This window comes from Streptomyces sp. NPDC101151 (assembly GCF_044768335.1).
Lineage (GTDB): Bacteria > Actinomycetota > Actinomycetes > Streptomycetales > Streptomycetaceae > Streptomyces.
Window position 1 is genome coordinate 190,995 of the sequence record NZ_JBIWPP010000011.1, and the last position, 17,405, is coordinate 208,399.

General features: G+C 71.0%; 17 protein-coding genes. 9 read left to right on the top strand and 8 right to left on the bottom strand.

Annotated elements, in window-relative coordinates; translation table 11 throughout:
* Window positions 1–23: 23 nt before the first annotated feature.
* Both ACIRU3_RS22450 and ACIRU3_RS22455 read right to left on the bottom strand, forming a co-directional pair.
* A complete protein-coding gene (locus ACIRU3_RS22450; protein WP_404058807.1) occupies window positions 24–1,295 on the bottom strand; it encodes a hypothetical protein in 1,272 nt (423 codons plus the stop codon).
* A gap of 184 nt (window positions 1,296–1,479) precedes the next feature.
* Window positions 1,480–1,746, bottom strand: a complete 267-nt coding sequence (locus ACIRU3_RS22455) for a hypothetical protein (RefSeq protein ID WP_404058809.1) — start codon at window positions 1,744–1,746, stop codon at window positions 1,480–1,482.
* A gap of 437 nt (window positions 1,747–2,183) precedes the next feature.
* On the opposite strand from ACIRU3_RS22455, the gene ACIRU3_RS22460 reads away from it, so the two are divergent.
* Complete coding sequence (locus ACIRU3_RS22460; RefSeq protein WP_404058812.1) at window positions 2,184–4,127, top strand: acyl-CoA dehydrogenase family protein; 1,944 nt, start codon at window positions 2,184–2,186, stop codon at window positions 4,125–4,127.
* A 51-nt stretch (window positions 4,128–4,178) separates the two neighbouring features.
* Here the strand turns inward: ACIRU3_RS22460 and ACIRU3_RS22465 are convergent, their stop codons facing one another.
* Window positions 4,179–4,655: a hypothetical protein gene (locus ACIRU3_RS22465; RefSeq protein WP_404058813.1), complete on the bottom strand. Its 477-nt coding sequence runs from the start codon at window positions 4,653–4,655 to the stop codon at window positions 4,179–4,181.
* 148 nt (window positions 4,656–4,803) lie between these two features.
* The gene (locus ACIRU3_RS22470; protein ID WP_404058816.1) at window positions 4,804–5,262 is read right to left on the bottom strand and encodes a lamin tail domain-containing protein; all 459 of its coding nucleotides are present in this window, start codon (window positions 5,260–5,262) and stop codon (window positions 4,804–4,806) included.
* Window positions 5,263–5,460: 198 nt separating this feature from the next.
* On the opposite strand from ACIRU3_RS22470, the gene dxr reads away from it, so the two are divergent.
* The 3 genes from dxr (at window position 5,461) to ispG (ending at window position 9,354) form a co-directional block, all read left to right on the top strand.
* A complete protein-coding gene (dxr, locus tag ACIRU3_RS22475) occupies window positions 5,461–6,726 on the top strand; it encodes a 1-deoxy-D-xylulose-5-phosphate reductoisomerase (protein WP_404058820.1) in 1,266 nt (421 codons plus the stop codon).
* The gene (locus tag ACIRU3_RS22480; protein WP_404058823.1) at window positions 6,723–8,027 is read left to right on the top strand and encodes a M50 family metallopeptidase; all 1,305 of its coding nucleotides are present in this window, start codon (window positions 6,723–6,725) and stop codon (window positions 8,025–8,027) included. Before dxr ends, ACIRU3_RS22480 begins: the two co-directional genes overlap by 4 nt.
* Before the next feature lie 169 nt (window positions 8,028–8,196).
* On the top strand, window positions 8,197–9,354 hold the full coding sequence (gene ispG / locus ACIRU3_RS22485; RefSeq protein WP_404058825.1) for a flavodoxin-dependent (E)-4-hydroxy-3-methylbut-2-enyl-diphosphate synthase: 1,158 nt from the start codon (window positions 8,197–8,199) through the stop codon (window positions 9,352–9,354).
* A 55-nt stretch (window positions 9,355–9,409) separates the two neighbouring features.
* Here ispG and ACIRU3_RS22490 read toward each other — a convergent pair whose 3' ends face one another.
* A complete protein-coding gene (locus ACIRU3_RS22490; protein ID WP_404058828.1) occupies window positions 9,410–10,147 on the bottom strand; it encodes a GNAT family N-acetyltransferase in 738 nt (245 codons plus the stop codon).
* A gap of 167 nt (window positions 10,148–10,314) precedes the next feature.
* On the opposite strand from ACIRU3_RS22490, the gene ACIRU3_RS22495 reads away from it, so the two are divergent.
* The 3 genes from ACIRU3_RS22495 to ACIRU3_RS22505 all read left to right on the top strand — a co-directional run bounded on the left by ACIRU3_RS22495 (window position 10,315) and on the right by ACIRU3_RS22505 (window position 13,529).
* Window positions 10,315–11,163: a GNAT family N-acetyltransferase gene (locus ACIRU3_RS22495; protein WP_404058831.1), complete on the top strand. Its 849-nt coding sequence runs from the start codon at window positions 10,315–10,317 to the stop codon at window positions 11,161–11,163.
* Between the two features lie 20 nt (window positions 11,164–11,183).
* Window positions 11,184–11,714 carry a GNAT family N-acetyltransferase gene (locus ACIRU3_RS22500; protein ID WP_404058833.1) on the top strand — a complete coding sequence of 177 codons (531 nt, stop codon included), beginning with the start codon at window positions 11,184–11,186 and terminating at the stop codon, window positions 11,712–11,714.
* Between the two features lie 108 nt (window positions 11,715–11,822).
* Complete coding sequence (locus tag ACIRU3_RS22505; RefSeq protein ID WP_404058836.1) at window positions 11,823–13,529, top strand: proline--tRNA ligase; 1,707 nt, start codon at window positions 11,823–11,825, stop codon at window positions 13,527–13,529.
* A gap of 127 nt (window positions 13,530–13,656) precedes the next feature.
* Here ACIRU3_RS22505 and ACIRU3_RS22510 read toward each other — a convergent pair whose 3' ends face one another.
* From ACIRU3_RS22510 to ACIRU3_RS22520, 3 genes are read right to left on the bottom strand one after another with little or no spacing between them, the layout of a single operon-like run.
* Window positions 13,657–14,574: an aminoglycoside phosphotransferase family protein gene (locus ACIRU3_RS22510; protein WP_404058838.1), complete on the bottom strand. Its 918-nt coding sequence runs from the start codon at window positions 14,572–14,574 to the stop codon at window positions 13,657–13,659.
* A gap of 50 nt (window positions 14,575–14,624) precedes the next feature.
* Window positions 14,625–15,110, bottom strand: coding sequence for a ferritin-like domain-containing protein (locus ACIRU3_RS22515; protein WP_404058841.1), 486 nt, complete (start codon window positions 15,108–15,110; stop codon window positions 14,625–14,627).
* A complete protein-coding gene (locus ACIRU3_RS22520) occupies window positions 15,107–15,655 on the bottom strand; it encodes a hypothetical protein (protein ID WP_404058844.1) in 549 nt (182 codons plus the stop codon). The genes ACIRU3_RS22515 and ACIRU3_RS22520 overlap by 4 nt, the downstream gene beginning before the upstream one ends.
* 205 nt (window positions 15,656–15,860) lie before the next feature.
* On the opposite strand from ACIRU3_RS22520, the gene rimP reads away from it, so the two are divergent.
* A complete protein-coding gene (gene rimP, locus ACIRU3_RS22525) occupies window positions 15,861–16,370 on the top strand; it encodes a ribosome maturation factor RimP (protein WP_404058846.1) in 510 nt (169 codons plus the stop codon).
* A 2-nt stretch (window positions 16,371–16,372) separates the two neighbouring features.
* Window positions 16,373–17,371, top strand: a complete 999-nt coding sequence (gene nusA, locus ACIRU3_RS22530; RefSeq protein WP_404058849.1) for a transcription termination factor NusA — start codon at window positions 16,373–16,375, stop codon at window positions 17,369–17,371.
* The last annotated feature ends 34 nt before the right edge of the window (window positions 17,372–17,405 follow it).

Sequence of the window (17,405 nt, forward strand, 5' to 3'; positions counted from 1 at the left end):
GTGGTGAAGACGGCCGGTGCCGCTCAGCCGGGGCAGGCGTCCGCTCCGCCCTTGGTGAAGGCCGCCTTGGTGCAGTAGGTGATGGTCGGGTAGTAGGCGGCCATCACCTCGGCCGGGTCCTCACCGGGCTTGACGTCCTGGACGGCGTTGCGGAAGCCCGCGGCCGGCAGCATGTTCCGGAAGAACAGCAGGCTGGTGACGTCGGTGGGTCCCCAGTCGATCCATGTCACGCCCTTGGCCGCGGTCGCGTTGGCGGGGCGGTCCTGCCGGGTGGAGACCACGTAGGTGTAGCGCCCGTCCTTGTCCAGGGCCGTCTGGAAGTCCGCGGCGCAGGAGCTCACAGGGTAGGGAAGTTGCCACTGGTTCTGGCACAGGGACCAGTACCTGACCTGGGACTTGGTGAGCACCGACTGGCCATTGACGGTGTCGGGGAACGTGGGCGCCCTGCCGCGGACCACCGCGATACGGCCGGGCTCGTAAGCGAGCGGCGAGCAAAGGTACTTGTTGAACGGGTTGGGGAACAGCCGGAGCACCTTGTCGGGCAGTGCGAAGCCCGGATCGCCCGGAGTGGACCTGCCGCAGCCCACGAACTTCCCGGGGGGCGCGTTGTCCTTCACGATTTTCCTGAGGTCGTCGGCGAGCGGGCCCGACGGTCCCTGCGCCGAATCGGCCCTCGGGCAGGCCTTCATGGAGCGGGGGCTGCTGCCCTGGCGCTGTACCGACAGCGTGGGCAGCGGGACTCCGCCTGCCGGGTTCGACTCGTTGTCGGGCACATAGACGCGAAGGACAAGGAAACCCGAACCGGATGCGGCGCTGTTCCCGGTGGCGGCGATCGTGTTGCCGCCGGAACCGGCCGCGACTCCGGCCTCCACGGTCACCTGGTAGCGATGGTGCGCCGGATCCGTGCCCGCGTCCGGGACGGCGAACGGGTTCTTGCTGCCGGGGCTCGGAGCGATCTGGAAGTCGGCGAGGGCGTCGACGTCCGCGCCCTGGCCGTCGTACGACGTGAGTGAAGTGAACCGGGCGGAAGGGTACGTCCCCTCCACCACGATGCGGTCGCCCTTGTCCAACCGGTAGGGCGTCAGCCAGTACGTCGCGTTGGTCTCGGGAAACGCGAGGTTCAGTCTGCCGGGCCTGACGACGGCCGGCCACGCGCAGGAGACCTCGGGTGCGGCCACGGTCCCCCCGCCGCGCGCGGGGGCGCCCGCGGCGGCGGAAGGGGTCGCCGGCACGGCCACGACCCCCAGCCAAGCCAGTGCGCAGACGGTCAGTTGTCGCCAAGGAGCACGCAGCATGATGCCCCTCCGTCCATGACTAGCGTGAGTGGCGAAGAGGAGACGTCCTGCGGGGCGAACGGCGCTTCCGGGGGCAGAGCCCCGGACGGGCCACCCATGGGCCCAGCCGGAGGACGTGACCGCCGACACCAGTCTCACTCCGCTCCGACCGCCCTGCAACGCGGCCTCTGTGCGGGCACCTGCTTCACAGCTCTACGGACAGGTGGCGGGGTCCGCGGAGCATGGCGTTGCTCCGGTAGGGCGGCGGGTCCTGCACCAGGGTCGCGGTGCCGAGGAGCGGGAGCAGCGCCGAGTGCGGTCCGGGCCCCGATTCGGGCGAGCGGTGTGCCGTAGCAGGGTGGTCACCGCTGCCGAAGCCGAGACGCTCGTTGTCCCCGCGGGCGGGGTCGAACCGGTCGGGGTCCTGGAACCGCTTGGGGGCGCGGCCGGCCGGTGCCGGCGCGAGCACCACGGAAGTGCCCTTGGGAAAGGACGCACTGCGCACAGTCCTGGCAACGGGCGAGGTCCACCAGGATCTGCATCGCTGGTCACTCCCTCCGGCACACCGGCTCGTCATTCCTTTCCGGTCCTGTGGGAGACCACGCGCGCGTCGGGCCAGGGGCGCCGCGCGGCCCGACCGCCGGGGCTCGTCGCGAAGGAACCCGGCACCGCTGCCTTCCGGTGCCGGGTCGGCCGCCGCCTCGCCTCGTCCGGAGCGGCCGGTTCACCTCGTCCGGAGCGGCTGGTTCGACGGTGGCGCAAGCCGCCCGGCGGCTGCAAGTCGTCCTCGCGTCGACCGATCGGACCGCGAGGGGTGGTGGGGTCGCCCGGTTTCGGGTACCAACGATCCAGTAGCACTGGTCGGTAACGAACGGTCCCCATCACCCTCTTCGTGGCGAGGTGAGCCTGATGTCCGCCCCCACCACCCAACGCACCACTGTCTCCGAGCGCGAGGCCCGCCGGGTGGCGGAGGCCGCCCGGGAACAGGACTGGCGCAAGCCCAGCTTCGCCAAGGAGCTGTTCCTCGGGCGCTTCCGGCTCGACCTCATCCATCCGCACCCGCTCCCGGAGGCCGAGAGCGTGCGCCGCGGCGAGGAGTTCCTCGCCAAGCTGCGCGACTTCTGCGAGACGACGATCGACTCCGCCCGCATCGAGCGTGAGGCACGCATCCCCGACGAGGTCGTCGCGGGCCTGAAGGAACTCGGCGCGCTCGGCATGAAGATCGACCCCAAGTACGACGGTCTCGGCCTCACCCAGCTGTACTACAACAAGGCTCTCGCCCTGGTCGGCTCCGCGAGCCCCGCGGTGGGCGCCCTGCTCTCCGCCCATCAGTCGATCGGCGTACCGCAGCCGCTGAAGCTCTTCGGCACCCAGGAGCAGAAGGACGCGTTCCTGCCCCGCTGCGCCCGCACCGACATCTCGGCCTTCCTGCTCACCGAGCCGGACGTCGGCTCCGACCCGGCCCGCCTCGCCACGACCGCCGTCCCGGACGGCGACGGCGACGAGTACGTCCTCGACGGAGTGAAGCTCTGGACCACCAACGGGGTGGTCGCCGACCTGCTCGTCGTCATGGCGCGTGTGCCGAAGTCCGAGGGGCACAAGGGCGGCATCACCGCCTTCGTGGTGGAGGCCACCGCCGAGGGCGTCACCGTGGAGAACCGCAACGCCTTCATGGGACTGCGCGGCATCGAGAACGGTGTCACCCGCTTCCACCAGGTGCGGGTCCCGGCCGCCAACCGCATCGGTCCCGAGGGCGCGGGCCTGAAGATCGCGCTCACCACGCTCAACACCGGCCGGCTCTCGCTGCCCGCGATGTGCGCCGGTGCCGGCAAGTGGTGTCTGAAGATCGCCCGTGAGTGGGCGGCGGAGCGGGAACAGTGGGGCAAGCCGGTCGCGCTGCACGAGGCCGTCGGCTCCAAGATCAGCTTCATCGCGGCCACCACCTTCGCCCTGGAGGCCGTCCTCGACCTGTCCTCGCAGATGGCCGACGAGGACCGCAACGACATCCGCATCGAGGCCGCCCTCGCCAAGCTCTACGGCTCCGAGATGGCCTGGCTGATGGCCGACGAACTGGTCCAGATCCGCGGCGGCCGGGGCTACGAGACGGCCGAGTCCCTCAAAGCGCGCGGCGAGCGGTCCGTGCCGGCCGAGCAGATCCTGCGCGATCTGCGCATCAACCGCATCTTCGAGGGCTCGACGGAGATCATGCACCTCCTCATCGCCCGCGAGGCCGTCGATGCCCACCTCTCGGTCGCCGGCGACCTCATCGACCCCGACAAGTCCCTGTCGGACAAGGCGAAGGCGGGCGCGAGCGCGGGCGTCTTCTACGCCAAATGGCTGCCGAAGCTGGTCGCCGGACCCGGCCAGCTCCCCTCCTCGTACGGCGAGTTCAAGCGCGACACGGACCTCTCCGGCCATCTGCGCTACGTGGAGCGGCACGCCCGCAAGCTGGCCCGCTCCACCTTCTACGCCATGTCCCGCTGGCAGGGCCGGATGGAGACCAAGCAGGGCTTCCTCGGCCGGATCGTGGACATCGGCGCGGAGCTGTTCGCGATGAGCGCGGCCTGTGTGCGCGCCGAGCGGCTGCGCAGCGAGGGCGAGCACGGCCGCGAGGCCTATCAGCTCGCCGACGCGTTCTGCCGCCAGTCCCGGATCCGCGTCGAGGAACTCTTCAACCGGCTGTGGGCCAACACCGACGACCTCGACCGCAAGGTGGTCAAGGGCGTGCTCGGTGGGGCCTACGAGTGGCTGGAGCAGGGGATCGTCGACCCGTCCGGGGACGGCCCGTGGATCGCCGACGCGACCCCCGGACCGTCCCAGCGGGAGAACGAACGGCGGCCCTACGGCGCCTAGTCCGACGACAGGACCCCGGGCCGCTCCCGCGGACCGCAGGGCAGCTGGGGCTCAGACGCCCCAGGTGCCCTGGTTCGAGGCGCAGTCCCAGCCCGTGCCCTTCAGGGTGAACTTCACCTTGTAGGAGCGGGTGTTGAGCAGGTGCGTGGGCACCTTCACCCCGAGGCTCGCCTTCTTCTTGAGCGTCGTCGTGTACACGGACACCGTCTTCGTCGTGTTCTTGGTGACCTTGCCGCCCTTGGCCTTGGCCGTGCCGAAGCGGATGTTCTTGACGTCGGTGACGGTGAACGTCACCTTCTTGAAGCTCTTGCTGGTGCTCTTGTTCTTGATGCCGAAGTAGAGGCCGCCGTTGGTCACCCAGCCGTGCGAGTCGACGTAGAAGCGGCTCGGATAGACGAGGTCGATCGGGCAGCCGTTGCTCTTCGGCGCCTGCGTCGCGGCCGACGCGGCGGTGCCGAGCCCGAGTTGGGCGGCGGTGACGAGCCCTGCCGTGGCCAGGACGGCGGCGGTCGTGCGTGTGCGGTTCATCGTGGTGACTCCTCCCCGTGGGGCCCTGCTTTCCAGGCCCGACGGGAAGGATGTCATCCCCGGCGGCCGAAGGTGCGCGATTTGCCCGTCCGTTGGGCTGTTGTTCCGGCATCCTGCGGCCGGACCGGGTGACGGGGCGCGCGGCCGCTCAGCAGTACTTGTCGCTCGGATCGCGCGTCGTCCAGGAGCAGGAGTCGACCTTGCTGCCGCTCGCCCTGGTCAGCGTGGCCGTGTCCTTGTCGTTGTTCCAGACGTAGGCACGGCGGTCCTGGTACTTGTCCGACGCGGTGTCCGAGCCGCTGCCGGTACGGATCTTCAGGTACTTCCCGGCGCCGATCTTGACGTTCGGGAAGACGTACTTGTGGTTGGAGGCGTCCTTCAGGACCCAGCCCTTGAGCGAGACGGCCGAGCCGCCGCTGTTCTTGATCTGCACCCACTCGGCGTTGAGGCTCTTGTTGGAGCGGTCGTCCTTGCCCGGGCTGTCGAACCAGACGTGATGGATGTGCACGCCCCCGGCCGCCTCGGCCGGGGTGCTGAGCAGGGTGCCGGCGAGCAGGGCAGCGCCCGCGAGAGCGGGCAGGGCAGTGCGTATACGCACAGTGCGCATGGAGATATCCCCCCAGGATGTCGTCCGCGAACTCGTTCACGGGCCGGCCGTCCACCAGCCCGACTGAAGTGTTATCACAGGATCTTCACTCGGACTTCACAAAGGGAGAATCGCTCCGTCCGGCGACGAAAGCTGTTAACGCGCCCGCCCGGGGGACGCCCTGTCCGCGCCGCCACGGCTTGCGGCCACAATGGGGGGATGACCGACAGTCCCGCCAGTCCCGCACCCCTCGCCGACCCGCACCTCGTGTACGACCCCCTCGCGGGAGACGGCCCGAAGGACGTGGTGATCCTCGGCTCCACCGGGTCCATCGGGACCCAGGCCATCGATCTCGTGCTGCGCAACCCCGGCCGGTTCCGGGTCACCGCCCTCTCCGCGAACGGCGCCCGGCCGGCCCTGCTCGCCGAGCAGGCGCACCGCCTGGGGGTGCGGACCGTCGCGGTCGCCCGCGAGGACGCCGTACCGGCCCTGCGCGAGGCACTGGCCGGGCGGTACGGAGCCGGGGAGCGGCTCCCTGAGATCCTCGCCGGACCGGACGCGGCCACCCATGTCGCCGCCTCCGACTGCCACACCGTGCTGAACGGCATCACCGGGTCCATCGGCCTCGCGCCCACCCTGGCCGCCCTGGAGGCGGGCCGCACCCTCGCGCTCGCCAACAAGGAGTCGCTGATCGTCGGCGGTCCGCTGGTCAAGGCGCTCGCCAAGCCCGGGCAGATCATCCCGGTCGACTCCGAGCACGCCGCGCTCTTCCAGGCACTCGCCGCCGGCACCCGCGCCGACGTGCGCAAGCTGGTCGTCACCGCCTCCGGCGGCCCCTTCCGCGGGCGCAGCAGGGCCGAGCTGGCGAACGTCACCGTCGAGGACGCCCTCGCCCACCCCACCTGGGCGATGGGCCCGGTGATCACGATCAACTCGGCGACCCTGGTGAACAAGGGCCTGGAAGTCATCGAGGCGCACCTGCTCTACGACATTCCCTTCGACCGCATTGAGGTCGTCGTGCATCCGCAGTCGTATGTCCACTCGATGGTCGAGTTCACCGACGGATCCACGATCGCCCAGGCGACGCCCCCCGACATGCGCGGGCCGATCGCCATCGGTCTGGGCTGGCCCGAACGGGTCCCGGACGCGGCGCCCGCCTTCGACTGGAGCAAGGCCTCCACCTGGGAGTTCTTCCCCCTGGACAACGAGGCCTTCCCCTCGGTGAACCTCGCCCGGCACGTGGGGCAGCTCGCGGGCACCGCCCCGGCGGTGTTCAATGCGGCCAACGAGGAGTGCGTCGAGGCCTTCCGTACCGGCGCGCTGCCCTTCAACGGCATCATGGATACCGTCACCAGGGTGGTGGAGGAGCACGGCACCCCGGTGGCGGGAACCTCACTCACCGTGTCGGACGTCCTCGAAGCGGAGACCTGGGCGAGGGCCCGGGCGCGCGAACTGACAGACCGGACCGCGGAGGCGCGTGCATGACGACCTTGATGTTCATCCTCGGCATAGTGGTCTTCGCGGTGGGCCTGCTCGTCTCGATCGCGTGGCACGAGCTGGGGCACCTGTCCACGGCCAAGCTCTTCGGCATCCGCGTCCCGCAGTACATGGTCGGCTTCGGCCCGACCGTCTGGTCGCGCAAGAAGGGCGACACCGAGTACGGCATCAAGGCGATCCCGCTCGGCGGCTACATCCGCATGATCGGCATGTTCCCGCCCGACGACGCCGGCCGGGTCTCCGCCCGCTCCACCTCTCCGTGGCGCGGCATGATCGAGGACGCCCGCTCGGCGGCCTTCGAGGAACTCAAGCCGGGTGACGAGACGCGCATGTTCTACACGCGCAAGCCGTGGAAGCGGGTCATCGTCATGTTCGCGGGCCCGTTCATGAACCTGGTGCTCGCGATCGGTCTGTTCCTCACCGTGCTGATGGGCTTCGGCATCCAGCAGGAGACCACCGCCGTCGAGTCGGTCTCGCCCTGTGTGATCGCGCAGAGCCAGCACCGCGACAGCTGCAAGAAGTCCGACCCGGCATCCCCGGCCGCGGACGCCGGCATGAAGGCGGGCGACAAGATCGTCTCCTTCGGCGGCGTACCGACCCAGGAGTGGAACACGCTCTCGGACCTGATCCGCGAGAGCGCCGGCAAGGACGTCGCGATCGTCGTCGACCGCAAGGGCCAGGAGCTGACCCTGCACGCGAAGATCGCCACCAACCAGGTCGCCAAGAAGGACTCCAGCGGCACCTACGTCCAGGGCGAGTACGTCAAGGCCGGCTTCCTCGGCTTCAGCGCGGCCCACGGCGTCGTCAAGCAGGACTTCGGCCAGTCCGTGACCTGGATGACCGACCGGGTCGGCGACGCCGTCGACTCCCTCGTCGCCCTGCCCGGCAAGATCCCCGCCCTGTGGGACGCGGCCTTCGGCGACGGCCCGCGCGAACCGGACTCCCCGATGGGCATCGTCGGCGCGGCCCGGGTCACCGGCGAGATCGCCACGCTGGACATCCCGGCCTCGCAGCAGCTGGCCATGGCCGTGTTCGTGGTCGCCGGGTTCAACCTCTCCCTGTTCCTGTTCAACATGCTCCCGCTGCTCCCGCTCGACGGCGGGCACATCGCGGGCGCCCTGTGGGAGTCGCTGCGGCGCAACGTGGCACGGGTGCTGCGCCGGCCGGACCCTGGTCCGTTCGACGTGGCCAAGCTGATGCCGGTGGCCTACGTGGTGGCCGGGATCTTCGTCTGCTTCACCGTGCTGGTGCTGATCGCGGACGTGGTCAACCCGGTGAAAATCTCCTAGCCACCGGACGTTCACGGCGGCCCGGGATGCTGTGTTCCGGGCCGCCTTCCATTGAGTGGGTTTGCCGGGTGGGATGTGCCGGGGCCGGGGCCGGTGTCGTAATCTCGAAGCCTGGAGCCCGCCGTTCACGGGGCCGGACCTTGATCCACGACTTGGGGTTGCACAGCAGATGACTGCGATTTCTCTCGGCATGCCGTCCGTTCCGACCAAGCTCGCCGAGCGCCGGAAGAGCCGGCAGATCCAGGTCGGATCCGTGGCGGTCGGCGGAGACGCGCCCGTCTCGGTCCAGTCGATGACCACGACCCGTACGTCCGACATCGGCGCCACCCTCCAGCAGATCGCCGAGCTGACCGCGTCCGGCTGCCAGATCGTCCGGGTCGCCTGCCCCACCCAGGACGACGCCGACGCCCTCGCGACCATCGCCCGCAAGTCGCAGATCCCGGTCATCGCGGACATCCACTTCCAGCCGAAGTACGTCTTCGCCGCCATCGAGGCCGGCTGCGCCGCCGTCCGCGTCAACCCGGGCAACATCAAGCAGTTCGACGACAAGGTCAAGGAGATCGCCAAGGCCGCCAACGAGCACGGCACGCCGATCCGTATCGGTGTCAACGCCGGCTCCCTGGACCGCCGCCTGCTCCAGAAGTACGGCAAGGCGACCCCCGAGGCCCTGGTCGAGAGCGCCCTGTGGGAAGCCAGCCTCTTCGAGGAGCACGACTTCCGCGACATCAAGATCTCGGTCAAGCACAACGACCCGGTCGTGATGATCGAGGCCTACCGCCAGCTCGCCGCCCAGTGCGAATACCCCCTGCACCTCGGTGTCACCGAGGCGGGTCCGGCCTTCCAGGGCACCATCAAGTCCGCGGTCGCCTTCGGCGCCCTGCTCTCCCAGGGCATCGGCGACACCATCCGCGTCTCCCTGTCGGCGCCGCCCGCCGAGGAGGTCAAGGTCGGCCTCCAGATCCTGGAGTCGCTGAACCTCAAGCAGCGCGGCCTGGAGATCGTCTCCTGCCCGTCCTGCGGCCGCGCCCAGGTCGACGTCTACAAGCTCGCCGAGGAAGTCACCGCCGGCCTCACCGGCATGGAGGTCCCGCTCCGCGTCGCGGTCATGGGCTGCGTCGTCAACGGCCCCGGCGAGGCCCGCGAGGCCGACCTGGGTGTGGCCTCCGGCAACGGCAAGGGCCAGATCTTCGTCAAGGGCGAGGTCATCAAGACCGTCCCCGAGTCCAAGATCGTGGAGACCCTCATCGAGGAGGCCATGAAGCTCGCCGAGCAGATGGAGGCCGAGGGCGTCGCCTCCGGCGAGCCCTCCATCTCGGTCGCGGGCTGACGCCGGGCCCCAGGCGTCGCGAGGTCCGGGAACTCCTCCCGGACCTCCCCACCCTTCAGCGGTGGCGCATCCAGATGTTGGGCTCCTGGTAGACGCCCTCGTCCGCGTCCCGGTCGATGCGCAGCGGACTCAGCCCGTCCGGGATCACGTAGTCGCCGGACTCGGGGAAGACCAGCCCGGTCCAGCCCTCCCACTCGGCGACCGTGCCGGTCATCGTCTGCGACGCCGGAGCCGGCGCCAGGATGCTCGCCCCGAGCCGCTCGTGCGTACGGATCCAGGGATCGAGGGCGGACCCGTCCTCGCGCCGCCAGGTCAGGAACGACTCGATCGGCGTCAGCGGATACCGCGCCTTGGTCGTCGGCCGCACCGGCGCGAGCACCCGCTCCAGCCCGGCGTCCCGTGCCGCCTCCCGCAGTGCGGTCAGCGTCCGCCCCGCCAGCCCGCGCCCCTGCAGTGCGGGCGCCACCACCGCCCCGCAGATCACCAGGGTGTCCGGCGCGATGCCCTGCTCCCGGCCCTCGACCGCCCGGACCAGGGCCTGCGTGTACCCCGGGGGCAGCCCCTCGACCGTCCCGTCCCAGCGGATCGGCACCCCCCAGCCCCCGGCGACCGGCACCCCGTCCTCGTCCACCAGGAACAGATCCAGATCGGCGAACCACTCCCTGACCCGGCCCAGGTACTCCGGCACCAGCCGGTCGGCCGTGATGAACGCCGGGAACCCCTCACTGAACAGCTCGGAGAGCTGCTCGCGCGGCCACTCCCGCGCGTCGGAACGCATCGGTGTCAACAGCATCCGCCGTTTGTAACATAGTTCGTAGCAGGTGGTCACCCGGTCCACCGCCGGGGGAGTTTGCGCGGAGTGCACGGGCCCGAAGCCCATGGCAGCGCATGGGGCGGCACCGGACAATTTCGGCAGGTACAGTGCGGAGATCAGCAGAACCCCAGGGTGAGGCCCCGCACGTGTTGACCCAGACCACCTCACGGGTGCTCGATCCGAGCGACCTGGATGCCGCGCTCGCCGTCCTCGACCGCGAGCCGGTCGCGAACGCCTTCGTGACCTCCCGGGTGCAGATCGCCGGACTCGACCCCTGGCGCCTCGGCGGCGAGATGTGGGGCTGGTACGAGGACGGCATGCTCACGTCCCTGTGTTACGCGGGCGCCAACCTCGTCCCGATCTGCGCCACCCCGCGCGCCGTCCGCGCCTTCGCCGACCGCGCCCGCAGGGCCGGCCGCCGCTGCTCCTCCATCGTCGGGCCCGCCGAATCCACCGCCGCGCTGTGGCGCCTGCTGGAATCACAGTGGGGCCCGGCCCGTGAGGTCCGCGCCCGCCAGCCCCTGATGATCACCGACCGCATGCCCGCCGACATCGCCCCGGATCCCTACGTCCGTCGCATCCGCAAGGACGAGATGGAGACGATCATGCCGGCGTGCGTGGCGATGTTCACCGAGGAGGTCGGCGTCTCGCCCATGGCCGGTGACGGCGGCCTGCTCTACCAGGCCCGAGTCGCCGAACTGGTCGGCTCCGGCCGCTCGTTCGCCCGTCTCGACGAACACGGCAAGGTCGTCTTCAAGGCGGAGATCGGCGCGGCGACGTCCCACGCCTGCCAGATCCAGGGCGTGTGGGTGGCGCCGGAGTACCGGGGGAGGGGGCTCGCGGCACCCGGCATGGCAGCGGTGCTGCGCTACGCGCTGGCGGACGTGGCCCCGGTGGTCAGCCTCTACGTCAACGACTTCAACACGGCGGCGAGGCGGACGTACCGCAGGGTCGGCTTCCAAGAGGTGGGCGCCTTCATGAGCGTTCTCTTTTGACTCCCCTGTACGCTCCCGGCATGGACCTCGTGATCGGCCCTTTGGACCTCGCAGCCCACGTAGACGAGGCCTTGGCAGTCCAGGCCCTGGCCTTCGGCCTGGGACCCGACGAGGTAGCCGTACGCCGCCAGATCGTCCAGCGCCACATGCAGTACCCCGGCGCCCGAGCCCTCGGCGCCACCAGCCGGGGGCAGCTGATCGGCTTCGTCTACGGCATGCCCAACTCCCGCACCCACTGGTGGTCCACGGTCGTGGAGCCCTACCTCCGCGCCCGGCACAACGACTTCTGGCTCGACGACTCCTTCGTCATCACCGAGCTGCACGTCCACCCCGGCCACCAGAACCGCGGCATCGGCCGCCGGCTGATCACCACCCTCACCGACGCCGCCGGCGAACCCCGCTCGATCCTCTCCGCGATCGACACCGACAGCCCGGCCCGCGGTCTTTACCACTCCCTCGGCTACGCCGACCTGGCCCGCCAGGTCCACTTCCCCAGCGCCCCCAAGCCGTACGCCGTGATGGGCGCCCCCCTGCCGCTGCGTCGGCGATAACCGATTTCCACCGGAACAGCCAGCCCGGCTAACCTCCTATGCCATCACCATCCCCACTCTCGGCCGCGCTCGAGCGGGGGGACCCCCATCGGCAGGAGTACGAGAACCATGGCGAACGCACCGGTCCAGCGCATGTCCCAGTTGATGGCGAAGACGCTGCGCGACGACCCGGCGGACGCCGAGGTCCTCAGCCACAAGCTCCTCGTCCGCGCCGGCTACGTCCGCCGCACCGCCGCCGGCATCTGGAGCTGGCTGCCCCTCGGCAAGAAGGTCTTCGCCAACGTCGAGCGGATCGTCCGCGAGGAGATGGACGCCATCGGCGCCCAGGAGGTGCTGCTCCCCGCCCTGCTGCCCCGCGAGCCCTACGAGGCGACCGGCCGCTGGGACGAGTACGGCCAGGAACTGTTCCGGCTGAAGGACCGCAGGGGCGGTGACTACCTCCTCGGCCCCACCCACGAGGAGATCTTCACCCTCCTGGTCAAGGACCAGTGCACGTCCTACAAGGACCTGCCCGTGATCCTCTACCAGATCCAGACCAAGTTCCGCGACGAGGCCCGCCCCCGCGCCGGCATCCTGCGCGGCCGTGAGTTCCAGATGAAGGACTCCTACTCCTTCGACCTGGACGACGAGGGCCTCGGCAAGTCCTACGCCCTGCACCGCGAGGCCTACCGGCGCACCTTCGAGCGCCTCGGCCTCGACTACCGCATCGTCGCCGCCACCGCCGGCGCCATGGGCGGCTCCAAGTCAGAGGAGTTCCTCGCCCCGGCCGAGGCCGGCGAGGACACCTTCGCGGACTGCCCGAACTGCGACTTCGCCGCCAACACCGAGGCGATCAACTACGAGCTCAAGCCGGTGGACGGCTCGGCCGTGCCCGCGCTCGAGGAGATCCCCACCCCCGACACCCCGACCATCGAGACCCTGGCCGCCTCCCTCGGCGTCCCGGCCTCCGCCACGCTGAAGAACCTGCTGGTCAAGGTGGACGGCGAGATCGTCGCCGTGGGTGTGCCCGGCGACCGCGAGGTCGACCTGGGCAAGGTCGAGGAGCACTTCGCCCCGGCGGTCGTCGAGATGGTCACCGAGGCGGACTTCGCGGGCCGCCCCGACCTGGTCCGCGGCTATGTCGGCCCGCAGGGCCTGGGCGAGAAGGTCACATACATCGCCGACCCGCGGGTGGCCCCCGGCACCGCCTGGATCACCGGCGCCAACAAGCAGCACACGCACGCCAAGAACGTCGTCGCCGGCCGTGACTTCGAGGTCGACGCGTACGTGGACGTCGTCGTGGTGCAGGAGGGCGACCCCTGCCCGAAGTGCGGCACCGGCCTGAAGCTGGACCGCGCCATCGAGATCGGCCACATCTTCCAGCTGGGCCGCAAGTACGCCGACGCGCTCAAGCTCGACGTCCTCGGCCAGAACGGCAAGCCGGTCCGCGTCACCATGGGCTCCTACGGCATCGGCGTCTCCCGCGCCGTCGCGGCGCTCGCCGAGCAGACCGCCGACGAGCAGGGCCTGTGCTGGCCCAAGGAGGTCGCCCCGGCCGACGTGCACGTCGTCGCCGCCGGCAAGGCCCTGCAGACCGAGCTGGCGCTCGACGTCGCCGAGAAGCTCGCCGCCGCCGGCGTCCGCGTCCTGGTGGACGACCGGGCCGGGGTCTCCCCGGGCGTGAAGTTCACCGACGCCGAGCTGATCGGCGTACCGCAGATCCTGGTGGCCGGCCGCCGCTCCGGCGAGGGCGTGCTGGAACTGAAGGACCGCAAGACCGGCGAGCGCGAGGAACTGTCCGTGGAGGACGCGATCGCCCGCCTCACGGCGCAGTAGGGCCGGAGGCCGCGGACGGCGCGGCAAGGGAGTCCCGCACAGAGTTGTCGGCCGTTCCCCGACCGTAGGACGTGACACAACGTCATGGTCACTACGGAGGGGAGCGGTCAGGGGCACCGGGCAGCGCCTACAGCCACCCCGCGAACTCCAACAGCAGCTCCCCGTCCTTGGGCCGCCCCACTCGCCGCGCCCGTACCCCGGACTCCACCGCCCGGAACAGGGTCCACCCCCGCAGCCGCTCCAGGTCCACATCCAGTGAATCCGCGAGCCGCTTGATCCGGCGCCGCGTGATGGCCGCCCCGGACGGCGCCGCGATCAGGTCCTCGACCCGGTCCCGCACCAGCCGCGCCAGATCGAACGCGCACTCGCCGACCACCGGATCCGGACCCACCGCCAGCCATGGCGTCCGCTCCCCGGCAAGCACCTTGCTCTGCCGGAAGGTGCCGTGCAGCAACCGATGCTCGGGCGGGGCACCCAACAGCTCCTCACGGGCCGCGAGCGCCGCGTCCACCAGCGGTGCCGTCTCGCGATCGGCCTCCGCGCCCGCCCGCATCGCCTCCGCCTGCCGCCCGGTCCGGTCGGCCACCGTCTCGAAGGTGTGGGCGGTGTCGCCGGCGGGTGGCTCCACCCACAGCCGGCGCAGCGTCCCCGCAGCCTCAAGCAGTGCCTTCGCCTCCGGCAACGAGCGCACCGACACATCCGGATGCAGACGCTCCAGCAGCAGCACCCCCTCGGCGGCATCCGCCGGTTCCGCCTCCAGCAGCTGGACGGCACCCAGGCCGGCCCAGTGCTCCAGCGCCGCCCGCTCGCTCTCCGGGCGGGCCCGGGCCGGGGCCAGCTTCAGTACCGCCGGGGTGCCGTCCGCCCGCCGGACCAGCACCACCAGGCTGCTGCGCCCGCCCGGTACCTGGACCCGCTCCACGGTCAACTCACGCCGGGCGACCGTCCGTTCGGCCGCCCCGGGCAGCCGGGCCAGCCAGTCGTCCCCGGCCGGCGCCGTCTCACCGAGCGCTCGCACCAGCCGCTGGGGCGGTTCGAAAGCCATGCGCGAGTTGTTCCCTTCCTCCTGGGCCTGCCGTACGGGTGGCTGCGCGGTCACGTCGTGGGGGACGCCGAAGTACGGGGTCCGGCCGCACCTGCTTCGTCACCGGCCCGCTCGGCGAGCCCAGGGAAGGCTACGCTCTCCCCGCTCCAGCGCACCGCCCGCACCGCCGCCTCGCGCAGTGCCCCGGCAGCCGTGCCCCGCCGCTCGCCGGTCGCCGCCCGCACCAGGTCCGAGTAGACCCCGGCCAGCCGCTCCTCCAACTGCGCGGCCAGCCGCACCGCGGAGGCCGCGTCCGGCACCGGGAAGGGCAGCGCGTACGCGGCGCTCGCGGCCACCGGCTCGCCGCCCCGGTCGCGGACCTCGCGCACCAGCGCGTCCCGGCGGGCCCGGTGTGCGTCGTACGCCGCCCGCGCCTCGGTCCGCCGCCGCTCGTCGAGCCGCCCGCCGACGATGCCGTACCCGTACACCGCCGCATGCTCGGCCGCCAACGCCGCCTGCAGCGCCGTCAGCTCGGCGGCCTTCGCCTCGTCGCTCACTTGGCCCCCTCGGTCAGCAGGTACGCGTGCGCCGCGCCGGCCGCCGCCACCGACGCCATCAGCCGGGCCAGCTCGCCCGGCACGTCCAGCAGGGCTTTCGCCCGCCGGTCCGCGAGGCCCCGCTCGGCCGCGGCGAGATCGGCGAGGGCGGCCTTCTCCGTGGCGGGCACGGCCGGCCGAGACGGTGCCGAGGGGGACTTGGACGCCGCAGCCGAAGGGGACTTGGACGCCGTTGCGGAGGGGGCTTTGGCGCCCGTGGCTCCGCCGAACGCCTCCGTGTGCGCCGCCACCGCGGCCCGCAGCGGCCGCAGCCGCTCGGCCAGCACCGGATGCACGGCGAGCACGGCGTCGTACCGCTCCAGCAGCCCCGCGCCGTCCTCGGCCGCACGCGCGCGGGCCCGTTCGGTCGCCGAAGGCGTGTCGCCGCCTTCTCCGGAATCCGGATCGGCGGAGCAGCCCATCAGCAGGGCGGCCCCGGCGGCCGAGGCGAGCAGGGATCTTCTGCGCGGACCCGAGGGGGTGCGCGGCGGCGGGGGGTACGGCACTGCAGACGTCCTCGGGGCACTCGTACGAAAGGAAGACCGGCGACGGGCGGCACGCCCGCGATCACCGTACCTGCGCTCCCGGCGCACACCACTCACCGGCACCGCGCGTACACAGGTGGACGGCAACACTCCCCGCGACCGGATACCCTTTGACCAGACACGCGACCCATCCCACAACAGCACACGCGGCCGAGGAGTCACCCGGATGAGCACCACCCAGAGCGAGAGGCTGCGAGAGCTGCTGGAACCGCTCGTCACCTCTCAGGGGTTGGATCTCGAAGAGATCGCAGTGGACTCCGTCGGACGCAAGCGGGTGCTGCGCGTGACCGTCGACTCCGACACCGGAGCGGACCTGGACCAGATCGCCGATGTGAGCCGCACGCTCTCGGCGAAGCTCGACGAGACCGACGCGATGGGCGACGACGCCTACGACCTGGAGGTCGGGACCCCCGGCGCGGAGCGTCTCCTCACCGAGCACCGGCACTATGTGCGCGCCACCGACCGGCTCGTGAAGTTCCAGCTGGCCGAGGGCGGCGAGCTGGTCGCGAGAATCCTGACGGTCGACGACGAGGGCGTCGACGTGGAGGTGCCCGGGGTGAAGGGCCGCAAGGCGACCGCCCGCCGGCTCGGCTTCCCGGAGATCGCCAAGGCGCGCGTCCAGGTCGAGTTCAACCGCAAGGACAAGAAGGACATGAAGGAAGAGGAGGAGGCGTAGCCGTGGACATCGACATGAGCGCCCTGCGGGGCTTGGTTCGGGAGAAGGAGATCTCCTTCGACCTGCTGGTCGAGGCGATCGAGTCGGCCCTCCTCATCGCGTACCACCGCACCGAGGGAAGCCGCCGGCACGCGCGCGTGGAGCTCAACCGGGAGACCGGACACGTGACCGTGTGGGCGAAGGAGGACCCGGAGGACCTCGAGGAGGGCCAGGAGCCCCGCGAGTTCGACGACACCCCGTCCGGCTTCGGCCGTATCGCCGCCACCACCGCCAAGCAGGTGATCCTGCAGCGGCTGCGCGACGCCGAGGACGACGCGACGCTCGGCGAGTACGCCGGCCGTGAGGGCGACATCGTCACCGGCGTGGTCCAGCAGGGCCGCGACCCGAAGAACGTGCTCGTGGACATCGGCAAGCTGGAGGCCATCCTGCCGGTGCAGGAGCAGGTGCCCGGCGAGTCGTACCCGCACGGCATGCGGCTGCGGTCGTACGTCGTCCGGGTGGCCAAGGGCGTCCGGGGACCCTCCGTGACCCTCTCCCGCACGCACCCCAACCTGGTGAAGAAGCTCTTCGCCCTGGAGGTGCCGGAGATCGCCGACGGATCGGTCGAGATCGCGGCCATCGCCCGCGAGGCCGGCCACCGCACCAAGATCGCCGTACGGTCCACCCGTTCGGGCCTGAACGCCAAGGGTGCCTGCATCGGCCCCATGGGCGGCCGGGTGCGCAACGTGATGGGCGAGCTGAGCGGCGAGAAGATCGACATCGTCGACTGGTCGGACGACCCGGCCGAGATGGTGGCGAACGCGCTGTCACCCGCCCGGGTGAGCAAGGTGGAGGTCGTGGACATGGCCGCCCGGTCCGCCCGGGTGACCGTGCCGGACTACCAGCTGTCGCTGGCCATCGGCAAGGAAGGGCAGAACGCCCGGCTCGCGGCCCGGCTCACCGGCTGGCGGATCGACATCCGTCCGGACACTGAGCCGGCCGGTGAGCACGCCGGGGAATAGATCTCGGCCGTGCGCCGCTGAGATCACGTCAGCC

Excerpts from the sequence above, each read along its gene's own strand:
- ACIRU3_RS22450 (WP_404058807.1), bottom strand. The coding sequence starts at position 1,295 with ATGCTGCGTGCTCCTTGGCGACAACTGACCGTCTGCGCACTGGCTTGG.
- ACIRU3_RS22460 (WP_404058812.1), top strand. The coding sequence starts at position 2,184 with ATGTCCGCCCCCACCACCCAACGCACCACTGTCTCCGAGCGCGAGGCC.
- ACIRU3_RS22465 (WP_404058813.1), bottom strand. The coding sequence starts at position 4,655 with ATGAACCGCACACGCACGACCGCCGCCGTCCTGGCCACGGCAGGGCTC.
- ACIRU3_RS22470 (WP_404058816.1), bottom strand. The coding sequence starts at position 5,262 with ATGCGCACTGTGCGTATACGCACTGCCCTGCCCGCTCTCGCGGGCGCT.
- dxr (WP_404058820.1), top strand. The coding sequence starts at position 5,461 with ATGACCGACAGTCCCGCCAGTCCCGCACCCCTCGCCGACCCGCACCTC.
- ACIRU3_RS22480 (WP_404058823.1), top strand. The coding sequence starts at position 6,723 with ATGACGACCTTGATGTTCATCCTCGGCATAGTGGTCTTCGCGGTGGGC.
- ispG (WP_404058825.1), top strand. The coding sequence starts at position 8,197 with ATGACTGCGATTTCTCTCGGCATGCCGTCCGTTCCGACCAAGCTCGCC.
- ACIRU3_RS22490 (WP_404058828.1), bottom strand. The coding sequence starts at position 10,147 with ATGCTGTTGACACCGATGCGTTCCGACGCGCGGGAGTGGCCGCGCGAG.
- ACIRU3_RS22500 (WP_404058833.1), top strand. The coding sequence starts at position 11,184 with ATGGACCTCGTGATCGGCCCTTTGGACCTCGCAGCCCACGTAGACGAG.
- ACIRU3_RS22505 (WP_404058836.1), top strand. The coding sequence starts at position 11,823 with ATGGCGAACGCACCGGTCCAGCGCATGTCCCAGTTGATGGCGAAGACG.
- ACIRU3_RS22510 (WP_404058838.1), bottom strand. The coding sequence starts at position 14,574 with ATGGCTTTCGAACCGCCCCAGCGGCTGGTGCGAGCGCTCGGTGAGACG.
- rimP (WP_404058846.1), top strand. The coding sequence starts at position 15,861 with ATGAGCACCACCCAGAGCGAGAGGCTGCGAGAGCTGCTGGAACCGCTC.